Below are 22,582 nucleotides of genomic sequence, written 5' to 3'. Positions count from 1 at the left end.
TTATTTATTAGGTGGATTTTGTGCTGGAGATAAATTAGTGATCATGGTCAAGTATTGTTCTAGGTTGCTGACGACATAATTTGCTTCTTTAAGCTGTGAACTATCTCCGATACCGACAACTGACATGTTTGCTGCAATAGCAGCTTTAACACCAGCTTGCGCATCCTCAAATACTGTGCAATCTGTTGGCTTTGCAGAGAGTTTTAGAGCGGCTTGTATAAAGACCTCAGGATTGGGCTTCGCTTTTACTACGCAGTTACCGTCAACAATGGCATCAAAATATGACTCTATTCCTGTGGCTGATAATATTTGCTTTGCATTTTTACTTGCTGAACCTAATGCAATCTTTATATTATTTTTTTTAAATAAATTGAGAGTTTCAAACACTCCGGGTAATATATCCTTATCTGAAAGGGTACTAATATGTTCTTTATATATTCTGTTCTTTCTTTCTAACCAGGTTCTTTTATTACAATCAGACATGGATTGATTGTTGATGTCTAAAATTATATCGAGTGAATGTGAACGACTAACACCTTTTAAGCGTTCATTATCTGCCTCGGTAAATGAAAGCCCGATCTGAGTTGCAATATCTTTCCAAGCTAAATAGTGAAATTTTGCGGTATCGACAAGCACACCATCAAGGTCAAAAATTGCTGTATTGGGTAGTAACATGTTGTCTCCTATTACAGCGGGCAAAACGGTTTAGATTGCCCGCCAAATATATTATTAAAGGCGGGTATCCCACTGACCAACAAAGGCATCAACAGGACTCACTCCTGTAAATGATGAGCGACCAAGGAGTTTGTTGACGACCGCTTCAATAGTGTGTTGGTTAGCGGTATAAGCGTTGATGTAAGTTGGAACCCTTGGCACATCCATCAGGTGGTATGGGCTACCAAAGGAAATGAATAACGTTGGAATTTCTTGGCTAAACCATGGAGCATCGATGCCCATAGGTCTGGCCCAATTAATTCTCAATGTGGTTTTGTTGCTTGCGGTTTTAAATTTGGCTGTGTAGATAACAAGATCGTAATCTTCGATGAACGCCTGTACGGGTTGCATCATATCTCTCATGGTGAATTCCGAGGTATCGTAGACCGATACGTTGAATCCATTTGATTCAAGCTCTGTTTTAAAAGACTCGGTTGTGCTTGATTCAAAGCCAAACATATCTGGCTCATCACCTAAACCAATCAGTAGTACACGGCTGTGCTGTTCCAAGTTCAAAGGTAAGGTTTGGTTTAGATCTTTGACTAAAGTGATGGATTTATCGGCACAATCACTCGCTAATTCTTTATGTTGTTTGCAGCCAACGACCGATTTATCCAATTCAGCCGTCAGATCCCGCTTGTGTAAGCCGAGAGCAGCTTTGGTTGCTAGCGTGCGAGTGATGGCTTCGTCGACGCGCTCTACTGAAAGTAAGCCAGTTTCGATCCCTTTACGCATGTACTCAAAGTCTTCATCAAGATCTTTGTTAAATAGGAACAAGTCGCACCCTGCTGCAATAGTCATAGGGACAGCTTGTTCCCGGGGAAGGGCAACAGTGAAGCCAACCATACTTGTTGCATCAGAAACGATCATTCCGTTAAAGCCAAGTTGACCGCGTAACAGGTCATTGAGCAGCTCAGGTGCAAGTGAAGCTGGCATAATTTCCTTATCGCTCAGCTGTGGATTCAATTTTTTAGAGTAAGCTGGTAGCGCTATATGTCCTGCCATTACCGTCAATGCTCCTGCATCGATTGAGTGCTGATAGACTTGGCCAAAGGTGCTGTCCCACTCATCTGGCTGTTGAGTGTTCACGGACATGACGAGGTGCTGGTCGCGATAGTCGATACCATCTCCGGGGAAATGCTTGATAGATGTTGCCATGCCATGTGATTGAACGGCTTCGACATAGGCTCTACCCATGGCAGCCACGAGTTCCGGATCACTGCCATATGTGCGTGTATTGGTGATAGGATTATGCGGATTGATATCTAAATCGATAACGGGCGCAAATGCCCAGTTACATCCGACGGCACGACCTTCTTTGGCGACAACATTGCCCAGTTCGGTGGCCATCTTGGTATCAGCTGTCGCTCCAACTTGCATTTGGCTGCCAAATTCGGTTCCTTCAATGACAGCGCCGTTTCCTCCACTCTCTAGATTGGCTGCGATCAGCATAGGAATCTTACTGTGCTGTTGTAGGTAAGAGTGAACTTGTTGCGTTTCGTCTAGCTCGCCGGGGCGAAACATAATGCCAGCAGGCTTGTACTGTTCCAGCATTTGTTTTAGATCGGCTTGTTCAGCGCTAAGGCCTATTGGGCAAAAGAGGTGGCCGATTTTTTCTTCAAGTGTCATTGAGGCCAAAGTGGTTTCTACCCAGTTGATCTCTTCACTGTTTAAGTAGAAGGGGTTTGTTGTTAGATCCATAGTTGATGCTCCTCATTCGGTTTGCATTCAGTCTATGGAATACAGTCTCAACAAACTTCGTAGTGGTTTAACGACCTATATGGGTGATCTTTGTGGTTAGAGAAAAAGTGTGATCTGGCATAGCTAGGACTTTGTGTTGTAGCGGCTATCTAAAATCAGTTTGAATACTGCGGACATTCGCGATTTTTCATTGACTTATAAAGTCTTATCTTGTGGTTTACGAGGTAAGAAGATTATTGAGTGAATTCACATTTTTATTATGACCACAAAAAACACCCATAAAGTGTATCAAATAGGTGCCTTATGACTGTTGGCTAATAAAGCAACACTAAAAGAAAACTCAAATAGGCAATAATGATGGAAACTCTTAATCTGAAAGAAAAGCTTGGGTATGGTTTGGGTGATTTAGCGAGTACCCTAATCTTCGCCACTGTCACCACCTTTCTAATGTACTTTTATACGGATGTTTATGGTCTTTCGGCAGCTGCGGTTGGTACTTTGTTTTTTGTTGCTCGAATGATAGACGCAATCAGCGATCCCTTAATGGGAGCGATTGCCGATCGGACGCAAACTCGATGGGGTAAATTCCGTCCATACATTTTGTTTGGTGCATTGCCGTTAGGCGTACTCGCTGTGGCTACTTTTACTACTCCTGATTGGGCACCTAACTTAAAACTCGTGTATGCCTACATTACCTATATTGTATTAATGCTGTGCTACACCGTGGTGAATATTCCTTACTCATCCTTGCCAACGATCATGAGCCCTGACCCTAAGGAGCGTACTCAACTGGCGAGCTTTCGTATGTTTTGTGGCTTTTTCGCGATGTTAGTTATTTCCGGAGCCACTTTACCTTTAGTTAACTATTTAGGAGCAGGGAATCAGCAGCAAGGATTTCAATATGCGATGATGATTTTTGCCACGCTTGCTGTGGTTTTATTTCTAGCCATGTTTTCGCTAACTAAAGAGCGAATCAAGCCAGTCGGTAATCCTGCCTCAATTAAGCATGATCTTAGCGTCGTATTACGCAATCGAGCGTGGTGGGTACTGTTACTGGTTGGAGTATTATGTTTTAGCTTTACCATGCTTCCATTTGGCGTTGGAATGTATTATTTCCGTTACAACGTAGGCAACACAGAGCTCGCCACTGGTTTTTTTGTGTCAGGCAATATTGGCATGCTGATTGGTGTAGTCATCACGGGACTCTTGGCAAGGAAGGCATGTAAAAAGCAAACAATGATCTATGCGCAGTTCATCGCAGCGCTTTTGGTTTCAACACTGTATTGGTTGCCAACCGACAACATTGTTTTGGTATATGGTATTTTCTTGTTAGTGATGACAGCGCAGGGAGTGAGCGTGCCAATCATGTGGGCAATGGTTGCTGATGCAGCGGATTATTGTGAGTGGAAGCAAGGAAAACGAGTGATAGGATTAACTACAAGCTCTGTTACTTTCTCACATAAATTTGGGATGGGGATTAGCGGGGTTATTTCTGGCGTTATGCTATCAATGTTCGGCTATCAAGCTGGTGAGGTTCAGAACCCTCAAACCTTGCACAGTATTTTATTAATGATGAGCATAATGCCTGCCATCGGTTTTCTCGCCAATGCAGCTGTCCTGACGCTATACCCGATAAACAAGCAGGTGAGTGAGCAGATGCAAAAGGAGTTAGCTGCGATCAGAGCTGAATAGTCTTTCTTTAAGGTATTTGGGTGTAATTAGGGAGTTTGAGATGCAATACAGACATGAGCTTGTACGCTTGGAAGAAGGTCTAAACGTCAAAATTTATGTTCATTCTATCTTAGATGTAACAGCTCATTGGCATCATGAACTAGAACTTCTTATGGTGTTGAAGGGGAGTGTTGATGTTCAGAAGGAGAATCAGCACTTTGTGATGCAAGCGGATGATCTTTTGTTGCTGAACCCGAATGAACTTCATGCCATTAAGGCCACTTCTGAAGACAATGTATTGTTAGCGATTCAGTTTTCTCCGGATATGCTTAGTAACTTTTATCCGGAATTGCTTCACGTTGTCTTTGATTGCAATAGCATTAAGGAGTGGGAACAGGAGAACTTTGATCGGGTACGCGCTCATTTAGCCAAAATCATTTGGTCTTTTGTGAAAAAAAAGCACTGGTTCAAATTTACTATTGAACAGGAGCTGATGGCCCTGATCGAGACACTGGTAACAAGCTTTCCCACACATCTTGTTGAAAAAAATCATCAGCAATTACGAGAAAGAGAGCTAGAGCGATTAACTCGTATCGTTCAGTACATAGAGCAACACTATGGTGAACGTATACAATTGCAGCAGTTAGCGGAAAAGGAGTGTGTCACCGTACATCACTTATCTCGTTTTTTTAAAGAGAGGATGGGCATCGCTTTTCAAGAGTATTTGTTTGACTATCGATTGTACCGAGCTTCCAACCGAATCGTAATGGGTAGCGATAAAATCTCAGATATTGCATTAGAGTGTGGATTCAATGACCCTAAGTTGTTTTATCGAAAGTTTCGAGAGAAGTATCAGCTTACACCAGTAGAGCTGCGTCGCCAGCGCAGTGCAGCCTACCCAGTATCGTCACTGGCGAGTTACATGACTGTCGATGATAATGACATTTACAAACCTCTATTCAAATACTTGAGCACAACCCTTACTCACCCTCCTAAGCCTAAAACAAAACTGCAAACAACCACACTGAATCTCTGTAATAGCCTTGGTTCGTTAACGCCTGTCTGGAGTCAGATTATGACATTTGGTTGCGCTTATGAGGGGTTAAAAGCTGAGGTGCAACAGCAAATGCGTTATACGCAGGCAGAGCTGAAGTTCAAGTACGCACGCTTCCAAGGGATATTTGTTGACCAGATGCAGATTGTTGTCTCAGCAGGGCGATATCAGTGGCGTTACGTCAATGAGTTGTTTGATTTCCTGCTATCACTCAATTTAAAACCTTTTGTTTGCTTAGGCTTTACTCCTGAACTGCTTGCTAGTGGGCAACATACAGTAGCTCAGTGGCGAGGAAACGTGACTTCTCCAAAACAGTTAGAGTTATGGCAAGATCTACTCAGTGAGTTTTTCTACAACATCTTGGAACGTTATGGGGAACAGGAAGTTTCCAGTTGGTATTTCGAGGCTTGGAACGAGCCTGACTTGGAGGGGATTTTTTGGGCAGATAGTCAAGATGCTTACCATCAACTCTATCTGGCAACCTATCAAACTGCACGCAGGGTAAATAGAAACATCAGACTTGGTGGTCCTTCAGTTAGCCACATGGCGTTTAGCCAAGGGGCATGGTTAGATAACTTTGTCGCTTTTTGTGTGCGTGAGAACCTACAACCAGATTTCTTTTCCTACCATATATATCCAGAAAAGTATGGCGCCTTTGATTCTTTGGAGAGTACCCAGAATGTATCACGTCGCTCAATGGGTCCCGATGGATGTCGAGAATTAATTGAGCTAGGGAAAAAAGCCATCTCTCCGTTAGCGATCAAAGAGCTGCATATTACTGAGTGGAATGTATCTGCTGTATGGGGGAACCGTCTGTTAGATACTGCCTATACGGCTGCCTTTATCGTCCAAAATGCGCTGAAACTCTATGATAAGGTGGATTCGTTGGCAATATGGACGTTTAGCGATCTTTTTGATGAACGTGGTCCAGCTATCGACACCTTTCATGGTGGCTTTGGTTTGCAAACCCGAGAAGGGATCCCTAAGCCAAGCTATCATGCTATTTCTCTACTGAACCGGATGGGTAAACAGGTCATTGCTCGCGACAATAACTACCTAGTCAGTCGAAGTGATAATGAGTTTCAGATTTTGATGGTCAATTATGTCCATTTTGATGATCTGTATGCGAGTGGGGATATTTCGGCAATTGAAATCATCGATCCTTACAGTGCATTTAACCCTCATCCTCAACAAGAATTTTGTTTTGAACTGGATATTGCCAAAGGGCATTATCGTTTAACTCGTTATACCTTGAGTCGTGAACATGGCTCGGCCTATGATGAATGGCAAAAGATGGGAGCACCATGCCCCCTTGATGAAGATGATATAGCGCAGCTAAAACGTGATGCCTGGCCGTCTCGGGTGTCGGAATCTCTAGTTCATCCGGGCGGAAAGCTCCAGTTATCCGCTTCTCTTTCTGAGCATGCGGTTGAACTAATTCTTATTAGTTTAAAGAGTTAGCTGGGAGGAAAACACACACCCGTTCCCCCGAGTCCACAGTAGCCGTTCGGGTTTTTAGCGAGATATTGCTGGTGGTAGTTCTCGGCGTAGTAGTATTTACCTGCGGGTAATATCTCTGTGGTGATGGCGCCATTACCGTCACCGAGTAGCACTTGATAGGCTTGCTTAGATGCTAGCGCTGCTTGGTATTGTTCGTCGCTGTATACATAGATGGCCGAGCGGTATTGAGTTCCGCGGTCATTGCCTTGTCTCATACCCTGAGTTGGGTCGTGCTTTTCCCAAAAAGCTTGCAACAGTTGCTCTAGGCTAATGATACTTGGATTGAAAACAACACGTACAATCTCTGTATGGCCAGTTTGTCCGCTGCATACCTCTTCATAGGTTGGGTTAGGCGTATAACCTCCCGCGTAGCCAACCGAGGTATTTACCACGCCATCAAGTTGCCAGAACAGACGCTCGGCTCCCCAAAAGCAGCCCATTCCAAGTAGAATTTTCTCGCAACCTTCTGCGGGTTCTGCAGTCAAACTGGTTTGATTGACGAAATGAATGTCATCGAGTGCAAGTGGCGTCTCTCGTCCTGGAAGAGCTTGTTGGGCGGTAATCATGGTTTGTTTGTCGAGCATCGTGATTTCCTTGTTGGAGTATTTTTTATATAGACCGCCTAATTCACTGTTTTCGTACAGACTTATTATTTTAGTGGCGGTATTTTTTCCTTACTTGATGTAGACAGATAATTAAGCATGATCAGCAAACCTTTACCAGTTCTAATCGCACTTGTTTCCTTTGCCCCTTCGGTATGGGCACAAAGTGTCGACCTCTCGATAGAAGGTCTAGAGGGTGAGCTGAATGATAATGTTGAAGCTTACTTATCATCTATTCCTGAAACTGAGTATAAAACCAGTTTACGTTTCCAAGCGCGAATAGAGAAAAATATCATCGAAGCGCTTAACGCTTTAGGTTACTACCACCCGGAGATTGATTTTACTGTCACACCAGATGAATCAGAGTTGATCGTCAATGTGAATCCTGGACCTGCGGTTATTTTGCAGCAGATCGACATTAAAATTGAAGGTGAAGCGAAAAGTGATCCTCAGTTCAACGCGCTGGTTGAAAACAGTGGCTTAAAACAGGGAGATCGGCTCAATCATAGTTTGTATGACACGTTAAAATCTTCGATTCGCAACCTCGCTTTGCAAAAGGGCTACTTTGAAGGGGACTTTACCGCGAGTCGATTGGAGGTCGCTCCCGACCTCAACCAAGCCTTTATCCACCTTCATTTTGACAGCGGGATGCGTTACCACTTTGGTGCCAATACCATAACCGGCAGCCAAATTGATCAAGATAGGGTCGCGTCTTTATCGCCTTATCAAGCCAATGACCCTTATCAGGCTTCCAAAGTCGGTGAGTACAACCAGAATCTTTCCAATACAGATTGGTTTTCATCGGTATTCGTTGAGCCTGACCTGAGTAAGATAGGTGAAGGGCGCGAGTTACCTATGAAAGTCTCCCTCGCGCCACAAGCAAGAAATAAACTTGAAACCGGTATCGGTTATGCAACGGATGTTGGTGTTAGAGGTTCACTCAAATGGAAGAAACCTTGGGTGAATAGTCGCGGTCACAGTTTTGATAGTAGTTTGTCTATTTCCAAGCCAGAACAAACCATCACCGCTGGATACCGAATTCCACTCGAAGATGCACTTAATGAGTATTATCGCATCCAATATGGGATGAAAAATCTCAATCAGCGTGATACGAAAAGTCTTGAGTCCAACTTGGCGCTAGAAAGGCACTGGGTGCTTGACAATGGTTGGCACCGCACCCTGTATGTTCGCTACCTGCTGGAGAACTATACTCAAGGTAAACAAGAAGATAGTGCCCAGTTTATGCTACCAGGGATAACTTTTTCTCGCAGCCGAGTTCGAGGGGGCGCGATGCCAACTTGGGGTGATCGACAAAGCTTTACGTTAGAGTATGGCGACCCTAATGCGCTCTCAGAGACTCGAGTCACTCGTTTGATTGGTGCGACAACTTGGATTCGTAGTGCCGGTCAAAACCACCGCGGTATATTCAAACTGAATGGTGGTGCCAACTTTTCTGAAGAGTTTAATAAGCTCTCGCCATCGTTACGTTTCTTTGCGGGTGGTGATAATAACCTCCGTGGTTATGGCTATGAGTCCATCTCGCCCAAGGACTCCGACGATAAATTAACCGGTGCCAAATATATGCTGACTAGCTCAATCGAGTATCAATATCGCGTATATGGTGATTGGTGGGGCGCGGCTTTTTACGATGTTGGTGATGCGTTTAATGATAAGCCAGATATTAAACGCGGTACGGGTGTTGGTGTGCGTTGGGCTTCCCCTGTCGGCCCTATTCGTCTTGATTTTGCTTGGGGGCTTGATGCAAATAAAGGCGACGAATTTAAAATCCACTTTACTTTAGGACCTGAGCTATGACCCGTGTTGTGATTAAGTGGTCAAAATGGCTTTCACTCACTTTACTCATTTTACTCCTCAGCGTTTTAGTTGCGCTGGGCGGATTACTATTTACTAATCCTGGCTTAAACCTTGTTTTGTGGGGGGCTGAGAAGTTTGTTCCTCAGCTTAAAGTTGGATCGAGTCAAGGCGCGTTTTTTCCTCGATTTACCCTTAGCAATGTTGTTTTTAAAGATGACAGCTTGCATGTCGATACTCAGGCAAGGTCACTAACGCTTGCAGTCAATGCGACATGCTTTACTGAGCCGGGTGTTTGTATCGATGAACTTGCGATTGATGGTTTGTCATTCGCTATGCCAGAGTTACCGCCAAGTTCGTCGCCAACTCAAGAGCAAGCTGAGGCGTCATCATCAGCTAAAATTACCTCTCCAATTCCTATCAAGTTAAGTCGATTGGCGCTAAGCGATATTAAGCTGGATATTTTAGGTAATCAGATCTCGTGGGATTCGTTTACCTCTGGGGCATCATTTCAAGGTAATCGCCTGCGTATCAATGCAACCGAACTTAAAACGCCAGTAGTTAAGTTAGCGGAAAGTCCGGCTGAAAATGAGCAAGCCGCCGCGCCAGAGAATCAAGCGTCAACACCAACAGAGATTGTTCTCCCCAATATTGTTATGCCACTGCAAATTGATCTTGTACGTCTTGATGTTTACGACTTTAAGCTTGATCAACCAACGCCAGTCATCGTCAACCATTTAGGCTTAGAGGCCAACGCCAAAGATTCTAAATTGGTGGTCAAAACGCTTGAACTAGATGTGCCGCAGGCGACTGCGCAGCTAAAAACAGACATTGATCTGCAAGGTGATTATCCACTCGACTTGCAACTAGATGCGACAATCAAAGAAGAGATGGCTGCAGGACAAACGATATCTCTCAAAGCGGATGGTAGTGTGGCGAAGCTGCAGCTATCGGCTCAATTGGCAGGGTTAGCCAAAGCTTTCCTTACTGGGGAACTGCAACCACTCAAGCCTGAACTACCTTTTGATTTTACTGTCACCCAAGGTGATCTGCAGTGGCCGTTAAAAGGAAAAGGGGATTACTTTGCCTCGATAGATAAACTTCAAGCTCACGGCTCTCTTAATGGCTATAACCTAGATCTAGATACCGCTCTTAAAGGGGTACAACTTCCTGATGTGTCTCTCTCGCTGCAAGGCAAAGGGGATCTCTCCCATATCAAATTGAGCCAAGTGGACATTGCCACGCTGGGAGGAACGATCTCTGGCGATGTAATGGTGGATTGGCAAGCGCCGATTAATTGGGTAGCAAACTTGACACTGGCTCACATTCAGCCCGGTTTACAGTGGCCAGAAGCAGAAGGCGATATCAGTGGGGCAGTGTCAACCTCCGGCAATTTGACAGAGCAAGGTGGATGGCAAGTCGATGTCCCGAAACTCGATATTGATGGTGTACTGCGAGAGTACCCGCTGAATATAGCAGGTAGCGTTAGCGCTGCAGATGTGGCTGGCAACAATGAGCTCAGTGTTAAAACGCCGCAGCTAGTGCTTTCTCATGGCCCCAACAGTATTAAAGCCAGCGGGGAGCTAGATAAACAGTGGCGGATGGATCTGGAACTCAACTTGCCAGACTTAATTAAATCAGTACCAGACTTAAAAGGACGTGTTGCTGGTGAAGTGGCCCTGCGTGGAGATTTAAAAGCGCCAGATGTGGGGCTAAACCTTGTCGCTAAAGGGATTGATTGGCAACAGCAGGCTCAGATTAGCAAGCTCAGTATGAAGGGGAATATCACACCACTGCCAATGCCAAGCGGTCAATTAGTGCTTAAGGTTAATCAGGCTAAGTATCAAGACAAAGTGATCGATGACGTGAGCTTGAACTTTACTGGCTCTCAGAAAAAGCATCAACTTAACCTGGATGTGAATTCGAATATCGTGTCGACGAGTTTGGCTCTGACAGGCTCACTGACCGATAAACCTGAACTCGTTTGGCAAGGTAAGCTTGAGCGGATGCGACTCTCTTCGCAGCAAGGTGAATGGCGACTGAATCAGCCAACCGCATTAGGTTTTGAAATGGCGACTGAGCAGGTTTCTGTTGCTGCCCACTGTTGGTTGCAAGCCGACTCTTCACTCTGTTTAGAGAAAGATATTAAGGTTGGACAAAGCGGTGAAGCTGCGCTCGCGTTAAGTCAGTTTGATTTTGAGCAGATCAAAACTTTTATTCCTCAGACAACGCAACTCCAAGGGCAAGTAGACGCCAATGTGTGGGCCAAGTGGGGTGATAACCAGCCACCACAAGTAAAGGCTAAGATCGAATTAGCCAAAGGTGAAGTGGTTCAAAAGATTGAACAACCTCTAGAGTTAGGTTGGGAGAGCGCGACACTGACGGCGCAACTTACAGACAATAAGCTGAGCGCAGAGTGGTTACTTGATGTAACCGATAATGGTGATATTTCTGGTAATGCCACTATTCCCGATGTGCTCAGTGACGACAAGCAAATCGATGGGCGTTTGAAGCTCACCACGTTTAATTTAGACTTCTTAGCCCCACTAGTCGGAGAGTTCAGTAAACTCAAATCGAACATTACCGCCGATCTCGCGATCACAGGCCCGGCAATGCAGCCTAAAGTAAATGGCCAGTTTGTTGTCGATGATATCTTGCTCAAAGGGGATATCTCTCCTGTTGAAGTAGACTCAGGGCGCTTAAACATTAACTTTACTGGTTATGACGCGACCTTAGCTGCCTCTATTCACACTCCAGACGGAAAGCTAGAACTCGCGGGTGATGCTGATTGGCAGGACTTGAATGATTGGAGTACCAATGTACGTGTTTTTGCCGAGGAGTTGCTAGTCAACGTGCCGCCTATGGTCAAAATCAAAGTACAACCAGATATGACCATCTCTGCTTCACCTAAATTGGCGCGTATCGATGGCACCATCGCCTTGCCATGGGGACGTGTCGTGGTCGAAGAGTTGCCACCAAGTGCGATTAGCGTCTCCAAAGATCAGGTCATTCTTAATGATCAACTGCAACCTATTGATAAGAAAAACCAAGTGCCTTTCACGGTGCAATCCAATATCAATATTAAGATTGGCGATGATTTTAAGCTCTCAGCGTTTGGTCTAGAGGGGGAGTTAGTTGGTAATCTCAATGTAGCACAGAGAGACAAAGGGCCTTTTGTTACGGGTGAGGTCAATATCGTCGATGGTTCATACCGCTCGTTTGGTCAAGACCTGTTAATTAAAGAAGGTAAGGTGCTAATGAATGGTCCGGTGGATCAGCCTTACTTGCAAATTACCGCTATTCGCAACCCAGATAACACCAAAGATGATGTGACGGCTGGGGTAAAAGTGACTGGGCCTGTTAGTGAGCCGACAGTGACCATTTTTTCTGAGCCAGCGATGGCGCAGTCGAACGCTTTATCTTATTTGTTACGTGGTCAAGATATTGATGGCGAAACGGGTGGTAATGCCATGACAACAACCTTAATCGGTTTAAGTCTCGCGAAAAGTGGTCGTGTTGTTGGGGAAATTGGCGAAGCCTTTGGGGTACAAGATCTTCAGGTTGATACCGCAGGGTCCGGCAATGATTCTCAAGTGACAGTAAGTGGTTATATTTTGCCCGGCTTAAAGGTTAAGTATGGCGTTGGTATTTTTGAGTCTGTCGGTGAGTTCACCGTGCGCTATCGCTTGATGCAAGACCTCTATGTTGAGGCATTATCTGGCGCGACCAACGCCGTTGATCTTCTGTATCAATTTGAGTTCAATTAGTCGGTAAACATCGAAAGGAGTCGATGTCATGCAACAGTTAGTATTTGTTTATGGCACATTGCGTCAGGGGCAAAGTAATCATCATTTCTTGGTGCATTCAGAATGGTTAGGGAAGTATGCGACGCCTCCCATTTACAGTCTTTATGATCTTGGCGCTTATCCAGCCGTAGTAGATGGGCATAGCGTGATTTATGGTGAAGTCTATCGGGTCAATGACCAGACGCTGCGCCAGTTAGACCTACTGGAAGATGTGCCGATAACCTATCGTCGTGAGCAAATCGACACGCCTTTCGGCTTAGCTTGGATGTACATTTATCAGCAAGCTCACCAACTAGAGACGCTAATCTCCTCCGGTGATTGGTGCCAAAAGGTGTAATACTTACCGATAGCGAATGGGTAACTTGACTAAGGAGAGAGCGATGAAATTACAATTTGTTCTAGTGGCATTAATGTTAGCCGGATGTGCCACGCAACCACCCCCGTTAAGCAGTGTGGAAGGCGATTGGTCATTATGGTAAGCAACATTATATATCAGGATGTCACTCAATCGCAGTTTCAGCCTTTTTAAACGCAAAAGAGTCGCGATTAAGCGACTCTTTTTCTTTCCTACTTTGGAAGATTAGTTTTCTTCGCGATTGAGTTCTAAAAACTCTTCCACTTTTTTAACCATGTTTTTCGAACCAACAAAGAATGGCACACGCTGGTGCAGTTCTGTTGGTTTGATATCCATAATGCGTTGTACGCCGTCAGACGCGACACCACCTGCTTGTTCGATGATGTAAGCCATAGGGTTACATTCGTATAGCAGGCGCAGCTTACCGTTTGGATGGCTTTCTGTGCTTGGGTAGAGGTAGATACCCCCTTTCAGCAGGTTGCGGTGAAAGTCTGCTACCAAAGAGCCAATGTAACGTGAAGTATATGGACGATTGTCGCTTGGCGCACTTTCCTGACAGTACTTGATGTACTTCTTCACACCCATAGGGAAGCGAATATAGTTACCTTCGTTGATTGAGTAGATGCTACCGTCTTGTGGAATCATCATGTTTTCATGTGATAGACAGAAGGTGCCTAATGAAGGGTCGTATGTGAAGCCGTTAACACCATTACCTGTTGTGTATACCAACATGGTTGAAGAGCCGTAAATGACATAGCCTGCGGCAACTTGCTTGTGACCAGGCTGAAGAAAATCTTCTTCTGTTGGCGGCGTACCGATTGGTGATACACGGCGATAAATCGAGAAAATAGTACCAACAGAAACGTTAACGTCGATGTTAGAAGAACCATCCAATGGATCCATTAATACAACGTATTTTGCGTTTTTGTTGAGTTCTTTATTAAACGCTACCGCCTCGTCTTCTTCTTCACTGGCAACACCACATACTTGATCTCGGGCTTCAAGAGCGGCCTTAAATTTATCGTTCGCGTAGACATCGAGCTTTTGCTGATCTTCACCTTGAACGTTTGCAGTACCAACTGCACCAGTAATATCACCTAGACCGGCTGCGTTAATTTCGCGGTTAACAATTTTTGCAGCAAGGCGAATTGAAGAGAGTAGGGATGATAGATCACCGCTAGCGTGGGGGAAGTCCGCTTGCTTTTCAACAATGAACTCGCCAAGGGTGCGCATTCCAGACATGGTTTTTCCTTTAAAAGTCGCTCATAGATAGGGGGAATGGGACGTCTCGTTCTCTAACGGAGCTTTTATGACTACCCGAGATAAGTGTAAAAGTTAGATCTTTTTATTGGTAATGAACTAACTGTCTTAGATCTCAAATTTTTTAGTAAACTTTCAACAGTTTTCACAGCGATGAGAGATCAGAGAGTGAGCAAAGCGTAATCAGTGAGTCATTTCTCTGTTTGAAGGTGGCTAAAGTAGTTCGCTTTTTGCCATATTGTCGCCATAATGAGGACAATATTTTCCGCTTAGAACAAGGCTTTTCTATGCACATTCATATACTGGGGATCTGTGGCACTTTTATGGGTGGTGCAGCTGTATTAGCACGTCAATTAGGGCATAAAGTCACAGGATGTGATGCCAATGTTTATCCACCAATGAGTACTCTACTCGAATCTCAAGGTATTGAAATTATAGAAGGCTTTGACCCGTCGCAACTCGACCCTGCGCCAGACTTAGTGGTGATTGGTAATGCGATGAGCCGTGGCAATCCATGTGTCGAATATGTACTGAATAATAACCTGCGTTACACCTCTGGTCCGCAGTGGTTACAAGAGTTCTTACTTCATGACCGTTGGGTATTAGCGGTGTCTGGTACTCATGGAAAAACCACAACGTCCAGTATGTTGGCGTGGATCTTAGAAGACTGTGGCTATAAGCCGGGCTTCTTAGTTGGTGGTGTACTGGGTAATTTCGGCATCTCAGCACGTCTTGGTGAAAGCATGTTCTTTGTCGTTGAAGCTGACGAATATGACAGTGCTTTTTTCGATAAGCGTTCTAAGTTTGTCCACTACCATCCTCGCACCTTAGTCATGAACAACCTAGAGTTCGATCATGCCGACATCTTTGACGATCTTGAAGCGATAAAACGTCAGTTCCATCATCTTGTTCGCACAGTACCGGGCAATGGACGCGTTTTTGCACCGAAACAAGACAGCGCACTACAAGACGTACTTGAGCGCGGTTGTTGGAGTGAAACCGAGTTTAGTGGAGAGCAAGGTGACTGGCAGGCGGAGAAAGTAAACATTGATGGCTCGCAGTTCAAAGTACTGTTCCAAGGTGAGCAAGTGGGTATTGTGAGTTGGAACCTAGTTGGTGATCACAATGTAGATAACGCTTTGATGGCGATAGCTGCAGCGCGTCATGTCGGTGTCACCCCAGACCTGGCTTGTGAATCGTTAGCCAAGTTCATCAATACCAAACGTCGCCTTGAGCTTAAAGGTGAGGTCAATGGCATCACGGTTTACGACGATTTTGCCCATCATCCGACCGCGATTGAACTGACGCTCGGTGGATTACGTAACAAGGTCGGCGATAGCAAGATTATCGCGGTACTCGAACCGCGCAGCGCTACAATGAAGCGAGGTGTGCACAAGGATACGTTGGCCGCGTCGTTACAAAAAGCCGATCAGGTGTTCTTATATCAACCTGATTCGATAGATTGGTCGGTGGAAGAGATCGCCGCTCAATGTGCCCAACCCGCGCAAACCTCCAATAATGTCGATGAGCTTGTGGAGCAAATTGTGGCTAGTGCTAGCTCAGGTGATCAGATTTTGGTAATGAGCAATGGCGGGTTCGAAGGAATTCATAACAAGCTTCTGGCAAAGCTAGCCCAATAGTGTAGTTTTTAAATATGACCAAGCAACAAAAAGCCATCACCTTAGCCTTTACTGGTGCCTCCGGCGCTCCTTATGGTTTACGCCTGTTGGAGTGCCTACTGGCTGCTGATTATCAAGTTTATCTGCTTGTTTCATCAGCGGCGAGAGTGGTGCTAGCAACTGAACATGAACTCAAACTGCCCGCCAATCCTGATTCGGCTAAGCAAACTTTGGTCGAGCACCTTAACTGTGACCCAGACAAGCTGATTGTATGCGGTAAAGATGACTGGTTCTCTCCGGTAGCATCTGGCTCTGCTGCGCCGAAACAGATGGTTGTCTGTCCATGCTCAGCAGGAAGCGTTGCAGCGATTGCACACGGTATGTCGGACAACCTGATTGAACGTGCTGCAGACGTGGTGATGAAAGAGCGCGGCCAACTGCTGCTAGTGGTTCGTGAGACCCCATTTTCTACTCTGCATCTAGAGAACATGCACAAGTTGTCACAAATGGGCGTAACTATCATGCCTGCTGCACCAGGTTTTTATCATCAACCTAAATCGATAGAGGATCTGGTTGATTTTATGGTCGCGCGTATTCTTGACCACCTAGGAATAGAGCAAGGGTTAGTGCCGCGTTGGGGCTACGATCCCCATCATTAGCAGAGGTGTGAACAGCGCTAGCTATTGAGTCACATAACTATTACAATTCGACCGTTACTCATCGGGGAGCTATTGGCTTAACTTATGTTAGTCCAGCTGAGATCAAGCGATTGCTTGGGACCCGTGTACCTGAACCAGATAATGCTGGCGTAGGAATTGAGTCTGGACTGATTATCCGCTTCTCAACCCTGTGCCGCTCATACAAGGAGAGAGCGAGCAGTGAATAACACTCTAAGAACCATTTCAATCAGCACCCTCGCGCTAGCAACGTTAGCGACATTTCCATCTTTTGCCGAACAAAACAGCTTAACGATCTACACTTATGACTCTTTTGCTGCCGACTGGGGACCTGGCCCGGTAGTAGAAAAGGCGTTTGAAGCACATTGTGATTGTGACATTAACTTTGTTGCGCTGGATGATGGCGTTTCTATTCTCAACCGCTTACGTCTAGAAGGTGACAATAGTAAAGCGGACATCATTTTGGGTTTAGATAATAACCTGATGGCAGAAGCAAAGAAGACGGGCTTGCTCACACAGCATAGTGTCGATACCAGCAAGGTTACTCTACCTAATGGGTGGACGGATAAGACGTTTGTTCCTTACGATTTTGGTTATTTCGCGTTTGTTTACAACAAGGAAAAATTGGCGAATCCACCCCAAAGCCTTAAAGAGTTGGTGGAATCTCGAGACGACCTGAAAGTGATCTATCAAGATCCGCGTACTTCGACACCTGGACAAGGTTTGATGTTGTGGATGAAGTCAGTCTACGGTGATGATGTTACGCAGGCGTGGCAGAGTCTCGCGAAGAAAACTGTTACAGTGACCAAAGGTTGGTCTGAAGCTTATTCTATGTTCCTAGAAGGTGAATCTGATCTGGTGCTTTCTTACACCACATCTCCTGCTTATCATTTGATTGCTGAGAATGACAACAAATACGCTGCGGCTGATTTTGCCGAAGGCCACTACACCCAAGTGGAAGTGGCAGCAAAAGTTAAGGCTTCAAAAAATCAGAAGCTTGCTGATGAGTTCATGAATTTCATCCTGAGTGAAGAGTTTCAATCAGCAATGCCAACCGGAAACTGGATGTACCCAGTTACGGATGTAGCATTACCACAAGGCTTCGAAACATTGACTCTGCCAAGTAAAGCGTTGACCTTTAGCGCCGATCAAGTTGCTGAGAATCGTAAGTCTTGGGTTCGTGAATGGCAAAGTGCGCTCACTTTCTAAGGGGAACTTTTGCGTAATACCCCTAAAATAGGCCTATGGGTCGCGATATTAATCGCGACCTTTGTCATTTCTGCGCTCGGTGCTTTACTGGTTAATGCGCCTTCTTTGGATATTAGCCAGATATGGCATGAACCATACTATCGACATGTCACTAAATTCAGTTTCTATCAATCTTTTTTCTCTACTTTGCTCAGTGTTGGTTTGGCTGTTCCTGTCGCACATGCACTTTCTCGGCGTCGGTTTGTCGGAAAATCCTTACTACTAAAACTATTTGCTACGACACTAGTGTTGCCTGTCTTGGTCGGTGTGTTTGGCTTGCTCGCCATTTATGGTAATAGCGGTTTGATCGCAGAGCTGTTCAAAAGCTTAGATAGCAAGTTGCCGTTCTCAATATATGGGCTCAATGGTATTTTACTGGCGCACGTGTTTTTTAATCTTCCCTATGCGACCCGACTACTGTTGCAGGCGCTAGACTCTATCCCACAAGAGCAGCATAAACTGTGCGCTCATCTCGGAATGGGGCATTGGGATAAGTTTCGTTGGATCGAGTGGCCTCGGTTGCGACAGCAATTACCTCATGTCAGTGGCTTGGTGTTTATGCTCTGTTTCACCAGTTTTGCTACGGTAATGGCACTCGGCGGTGGGCCTAAGTCAACCACGATTGAACTGGCAATCTATCAAGCAATTAAGTTTGATTTTGATCTCCAAGCTGGTGCGCTATTGGCTATCTGGCAGATGATGCTGTGCGGTGTTATGGCACTGACTATTCAGCGTTTGGCCAAACCGATTTCTGTTACTTCTGGCTCTCAGACTCAGATTGTTTACTTGTCTAAAGACTCGTTTGTTTCTCAGTGTTGGGATTGGGGGTGGATAGCCTTTTCTATGTTGCTGGTATTACCGCCGCTACTGATGGTGCTACTCAGTGGTCTTAACAGCTATGCGATTGATGTTTTTACCGATGAGCGGTTCTGGCAAGCTCTATGGGCGTCAGTGAAAGTAGCCACAATGGCAAGTGTGATTGCGGTGATTGCTGGCATTGCCATCTTGTTAACCAGCCGGAGATTGCGCCTTAACTACCGTGAGAAGAGTGCCGATCATATTGAGCTGATTGGCACCATTATTCTTGTCACACCCGGTCTTGTGATTTCCACCGGACTGTTTCTATTGCTGCGTTCATTTACGGATGTATTTAGCTTAGCGTTAGTGGTTGTCGTAGCCGTGAATGCCTTAATGGGTCTGCCATATGTGATTAAAACGCTGTCTCAGCCTATGCTGCATGTCGAGCAGCAATATCAATATGTTTGTGCCAGTTTAGGCATGAAAGGTTGGAATCGTTTTAAAGTGGTCGAGTGGAAGGCGCTGAAGAAGCCGATGGCTCATGCCTTTGCGATCAGCTTTATGTTTGCCATTGGTGATTTAAGTGCGATTGCTTTGTTTGGTAGCCAAGAATTTCGCACCTTGCCACTTTACCTATTCCAACTGCTTGGTAGCTATCAAATGGAATCTGCCGCAGTAGTATCTGTAACTCTATTACTATTGAGCGTCGGCTGTTTCACGCTCATTGAAACCTTATTAAAAGCCAACTCGAAGGTGAATCATGCTGACCTTAAGTAATGTCGATTACTACTATCACAATGAACTGTTTCATTTTGATACCTCGATTTCACCGCAGTCGATCGTTGCCCTGATGGGGCCAAGTGGCGCGGGCAAATCGACCCTATTGGCTTTAGTCGCGGGTTTTATCGAACCGACCAAGGGCTCTATTGAGGTTGAAGGCAGTAATATTGTTGGCAAAGAGCCACATCAACGCCCATTCGCAATGCTGTTTCAAGAACATAACTTATTCGCTCATTTAACAGTGCGTCAAAACATCGGGCTTGGGCTTCATCCGGGGTTGAAACTTACTGCTCAGCAACAAAACGTAATAGAACAAGCAGCGCAGCAAGTTGGGGTAGAGGCGTATCTAGACCGTTTACCAGAGCAACTTTCAGGTGGGCAGCGGCAAAGAGTCGCATTAGCACGCTGCTTTGTTCAACCACATAAAATATGGCTGCTTGATGAGCCTTTTTCGGCGCTTGATCCTATTCTGCGTGAAGAGATGCTTAGTTTGGTGAGCAAGTTAGCTAAAGATAGAAAGATCACGGTGGTAATGGTGACGCATCATATTAGTGATGCCAAGGCGATTGCCTCTGATTTTATCTTTGTCGCCAATGGCAGAGTCGAAGTTGCGGATAACATTGAACAGCTGTCATCGAGTCATGCTAACCAAGCGCTAAGTGATTTTGTCCGCGCGGGGGAGTGAGGAGGGAACGGACTTTGCCCTTAGAGAGTTGAGTTCGGGCTTCGCCTTGCGAGAAACAAATCGTCATTCCATAGAGCGACGAAGGAGCGAGTAGGGAATCTCAGAAAGCCTTCGGCTCGCTTGAAGAGATCCCCAACTCGTTCGTACCTCACTCTCGGGGATGACTTGGGAACCATCAAAAAGAAAGGGTTGACGCTCTCACGTCAACCCTCAATATTCTTCAGCTCTTCAGCTCTTCAGCTCTTCAGCTTAAATCTCTTCTTCGTTTAGCGCTTTAAGCACTTGGAAGATTTCGCGGAATGCCTTGGCAGGCTTGCCCGCTTTTTTCTCTTTTGCCGCCTGACGAGCAAGCTGGCGTAAGCGTTGACGATCCGCGGCTGGATAAAGCTCCACCACCTCAGCGATGGCACTATCACCTTCTTCAACCACTCGATCACGCAGTTGCTCTAGCTTATGTAGCTCTGCCGTTGCTTGAGAGTGCTTGTTGCGAACCTTGTCTAATGCTGCTTGAAGTGGCTCAGTGTCTTCAAAGCGCATCAGCTTACCGATGTATTGAAGTTGACGACGGCGCGCTTCGTTTTTAAAGCGCTGTGCGTCTTTGATTGCCTCTGCAAGGTCTTCACTTAGCGGGAATTTTTCCAACACAGAAGGCTTCAGGCTGGCGAGTTCTTCACCTAGCTTTTGCAACTCTTCCATATCGCGTTTCAATTCGGTCTTACTGACCCAAATGATCTCTTCTTCCTCTTCCCATGGCGCTTTTTGATTCTTACGTGCCATTTTTCTGCCTTAATTTGAACATCTATTTCTCTATTTTAACAAGAATCGTGGGGAGAAAGCGAAATTCTTGTTATTCTAAAGGCAATTGATCTTAAGAAATAAAGAAAATATGGACGTAAGACAGCAAGTTGCTCAACAGCGCGTTGAGTTAGAAGCGGCAGTAGCTAAAGCGCTAGAGATGGCAGCAGAGAAGTCTGATGCAGCCGAAGTCGCCATTAGTAAAACAACGGGCTTAAGTGTTTCTACCCGTATGTGTGAAGTAGAAAACGTTGAGTTCAATAGCGACGGAGCATTAGGGATTACCGTTTACCGCAATCAACGTAAAGGCAGCGCTTCGACTTCTGATCTAAGTGATAAAGCGATTCAACAAACGGTTCTTGCCGCGCTCGATATTGCTCAATACACCTCTGAAGATCCATTTGCTGGCCCTGCACCTAAAGAGCTGATGGTGCAAGATGTGCCTGATCTTGATTTGTTCCACCCAGATACGCCAGATCCCGATTATGCAGCGCAAGTGGCGATTGCTGCTGAGAAACAAGCTCTGTCTTACAGCGATAAAATCAAACAGAGTGACGGTGCCAGTTATGACAGTCACTACGGTCTGAAAGTTTATGGTAACAGTCACGGCCTATTAGCAAGCTATGCTTCAAGCCGTCACAGTACCAGTTGTTGTGTGATTGGTCAGGGTAACAATGGTGAGATGGAGCGTGATTACAGCTACACGGTTGCGCGCCATAAAGACGAACTTTGGGCACCAGAGATCGTCGGTCAGAAGGCCGCGGAGAAGACCGTTAGTCGTTTAGATGCGCAAAAGCTAAAAACAGGTCAATATCCAGTGATGTTTGCTGCTGATGTAGCAACTGGCCTACTTGGTCACCTAGTGATGGCGATCAGTGGCGGTAACCTTTACCGTAAATCTTCTTTCTTACTTGATCACCTTGGTAAACAAGTGCTGCCGGAATGGTTCAATGTGTCTGAACGTCCGCATGTACTGCGTGGCCTTGCTTCAAGCCCATTTGATAGTGAAGGTGTGTTTACCCAAGACCGTGAAATTATTACTGACGGTGTACTTGCAACTTACCTGCTCACCAGTTACGCAGCGCGTAAAATGGATATGGCACCAACCGGCCATGCTGGTGGTATTCACAACTGGTTTGTCAAATCAACAGGTCAAAGCTTTGAGCAAATGCTAAAAGAGCTAGGTACTGGATTATTGGTGACCGAAGTAATGGGCCAAGGCGTTAATATTGTTACCGGTGACTACTCGCGCGGTGCGGCAGGTTTTTGGGTTGAAAACGGCCAAATCCAATTCCCAGTATCTGAAATTACTATCGCAAGCAATCTAAAAGAGATGTTTAATCAGATTGTTGCGGTAGGCAACGATGTAGAGACTCGCTCGCAGATTCAGACTGGTTCTATCTTGCTAGAGTCAATGAAAGTCGCTGGTGAATAAAAGGTAAAATCTTCGCTTTCGCGTCCCATTTGTCATTCCATAGACTGACGAAGGAAGGAGTAGGGAATCT

General features: G+C 45.4%; 16 protein-coding genes and 1 riboswitch. Of the genes, 11 read left to right on the top strand and 5 right to left on the bottom strand.

Translation table 11 applies throughout. The features are described 5' to 3' along the window. Both pgmB and ZX61_RS09625 read right to left on the bottom strand, forming a co-directional pair. Positions 1-675 carry a beta-phosphoglucomutase gene (pgmB, locus tag ZX61_RS09630; protein ID WP_049844425.1) on the bottom strand — a complete coding sequence of 225 codons (675 nt, stop codon included), beginning with the start codon at positions 673-675 and terminating at the stop codon, positions 1-3. A gap of 54 nt (positions 676-729) precedes the next feature. Beyond that, positions 730-2,415 (bottom strand): glycoside hydrolase family 3 protein, encoded by a 1,686-nt coding sequence (locus ZX61_RS09625; RefSeq protein WP_049844424.1) that lies wholly within the window; start codon positions 2,413-2,415, stop codon positions 730-732. Positions 2,416-2,772: 357 nt separating this feature from the next. Between ZX61_RS09625 and ZX61_RS09620 the strand changes: the two genes are divergently transcribed. Together ZX61_RS09620 and ZX61_RS09615 are read left to right on the top strand one after the other, a co-directional pair. Beyond that, on the top strand, positions 2,773-4,107 hold the full coding sequence (locus tag ZX61_RS09620) for an MFS transporter (RefSeq protein ID WP_049844423.1): 1,335 nt from the start codon (positions 2,773-2,775) through the stop codon (positions 4,105-4,107). Between the two features lie 40 nt (positions 4,108-4,147). After that, positions 4,148-6,601, top strand: a complete 2,454-nt coding sequence (locus ZX61_RS09615; RefSeq protein WP_049844422.1) for a GH39 family glycosyl hydrolase — start codon at positions 4,148-4,150, stop codon at positions 6,599-6,601. Here ZX61_RS09615 and msrA read toward each other — a convergent pair. Beyond that, positions 6,598-7,224: a peptide-methionine (S)-S-oxide reductase MsrA gene (gene msrA, locus ZX61_RS09610; RefSeq protein ID WP_049844421.1), complete on the bottom strand. Its 627-nt coding sequence runs from the start codon at positions 7,222-7,224 to the stop codon at positions 6,598-6,600. The genes ZX61_RS09615 and msrA overlap by 4 nt on opposite strands. A 117-nt stretch (positions 7,225-7,341) precedes the next feature. On the opposite strand from msrA, the gene tamA reads away from it, so the two are divergent. The 3 genes from tamA to ZX61_RS09595 are packed head-to-tail and all read left to right on the top strand — an operon-like array spanning position 7,342 to position 13,197. After that, complete coding sequence (gene tamA / locus ZX61_RS09605; protein WP_049844420.1) at positions 7,342-9,057, top strand: autotransporter assembly complex protein TamA; 1,716 nt, start codon at positions 7,342-7,344, stop codon at positions 9,055-9,057. Beyond that, complete coding sequence (gene tamB / locus ZX61_RS09600) at positions 9,054-12,821, top strand: autotransporter assembly complex protein TamB (protein ID WP_049844419.1); 3,768 nt, start codon at positions 9,054-9,056, stop codon at positions 12,819-12,821. Before tamA ends, tamB begins: the two co-directional genes overlap by 4 nt. Positions 12,822-12,849: 28 nt before the next feature. Next, positions 12,850-13,197 (top strand): gamma-glutamylcyclotransferase family protein, encoded by a 348-nt coding sequence (locus ZX61_RS09595; RefSeq protein ID WP_049844418.1) that lies wholly within the window; start codon positions 12,850-12,852, stop codon positions 13,195-13,197. Positions 13,198-13,440: 243 nt separating this feature from the next. On the opposite strand, the gene fbp is transcribed toward ZX61_RS09595, so the two are convergent. Next, positions 13,441-14,457, bottom strand: a complete 1,017-nt coding sequence (fbp, locus tag ZX61_RS09590) for a class 1 fructose-bisphosphatase (protein WP_049844417.1) — start codon at positions 14,455-14,457, stop codon at positions 13,441-13,443. Positions 14,458-14,762: 305 nt separating this feature from the next. Between fbp and mpl the strand changes: the two genes are divergently transcribed. The 5 genes from mpl to thiQ all read left to right on the top strand — a co-directional run bounded on the left by mpl (position 14,763) and on the right by thiQ (position 20,282). Then, complete coding sequence (mpl, locus tag ZX61_RS09585; protein ID WP_049844416.1) at positions 14,763-16,115, top strand: UDP-N-acetylmuramate:L-alanyl-gamma-D-glutamyl-meso-diaminopimelate ligase; 1,353 nt, start codon at positions 14,763-14,765, stop codon at positions 16,113-16,115. 14 nt (positions 16,116-16,129) lie between these two features. Then, positions 16,130-16,753 carry a flavin prenyltransferase UbiX gene (locus ZX61_RS09580; RefSeq protein WP_049844415.1) on the top strand — a complete coding sequence of 208 codons (624 nt, stop codon included), beginning with the start codon at positions 16,130-16,132 and terminating at the stop codon, positions 16,751-16,753. A 52-nt stretch (positions 16,754-16,805) separates the two neighbouring features. Continuing rightward, a riboswitch (TPP riboswitch) is annotated at positions 16,806-16,926 on the top strand. Positions 16,927-16,993: 67 nt separating this feature from the next. Then, positions 16,994-17,980, top strand: a complete 987-nt coding sequence (thiB, locus tag ZX61_RS09575; RefSeq protein WP_371719519.1) for a thiamine ABC transporter substrate binding subunit — start codon at positions 16,994-16,996, stop codon at positions 17,978-17,980. A gap of 9 nt (positions 17,981-17,989) precedes the next feature. After that, entirely contained in the window at positions 17,990-19,594 is a 1,605-nt protein-coding gene (gene thiP / locus ZX61_RS09570) for a thiamine/thiamine pyrophosphate ABC transporter permease ThiP (protein ID WP_049844413.1), read from the top strand. After that, positions 19,578-20,282 (top strand): thiamine ABC transporter ATP-binding protein, encoded by a 705-nt coding sequence (thiQ, locus tag ZX61_RS09565; RefSeq protein WP_049844412.1) that lies wholly within the window; start codon positions 19,578-19,580, stop codon positions 20,280-20,282. The genes thiP and thiQ overlap by 17 nt, the downstream gene beginning before the upstream one ends. A 249-nt stretch (positions 20,283-20,531) precedes the next feature. Here the strand turns inward: thiQ and yjgA are convergent, their stop codons facing one another. Then, positions 20,532-21,059: a ribosome biogenesis factor YjgA gene (gene yjgA / locus ZX61_RS09560; RefSeq protein WP_049844411.1), complete on the bottom strand. Its 528-nt coding sequence runs from the start codon at positions 21,057-21,059 to the stop codon at positions 20,532-20,534. Positions 21,060-21,168: 109 nt separating this feature from the next. Between yjgA and pmbA the strand changes: the two genes are divergently transcribed. Then, positions 21,169-22,512 (top strand): metalloprotease PmbA, encoded by a 1,344-nt coding sequence (gene pmbA / locus ZX61_RS09555; RefSeq protein ID WP_049844410.1) that lies wholly within the window; start codon positions 21,169-21,171, stop codon positions 22,510-22,512. The last annotated feature ends 70 nt before the right edge of the window (positions 22,513-22,582 follow it).

It is taken from the genome of Vibrio sp. VPAP30 (assembly GCF_001188205.1).
GTDB lineage: Bacteria > Pseudomonadota > Gammaproteobacteria > Enterobacterales > Vibrionaceae > Vibrio > Vibrio bivalvicida.
This window is presented reverse-complemented; position numbering and strand designations above follow the sequence as displayed.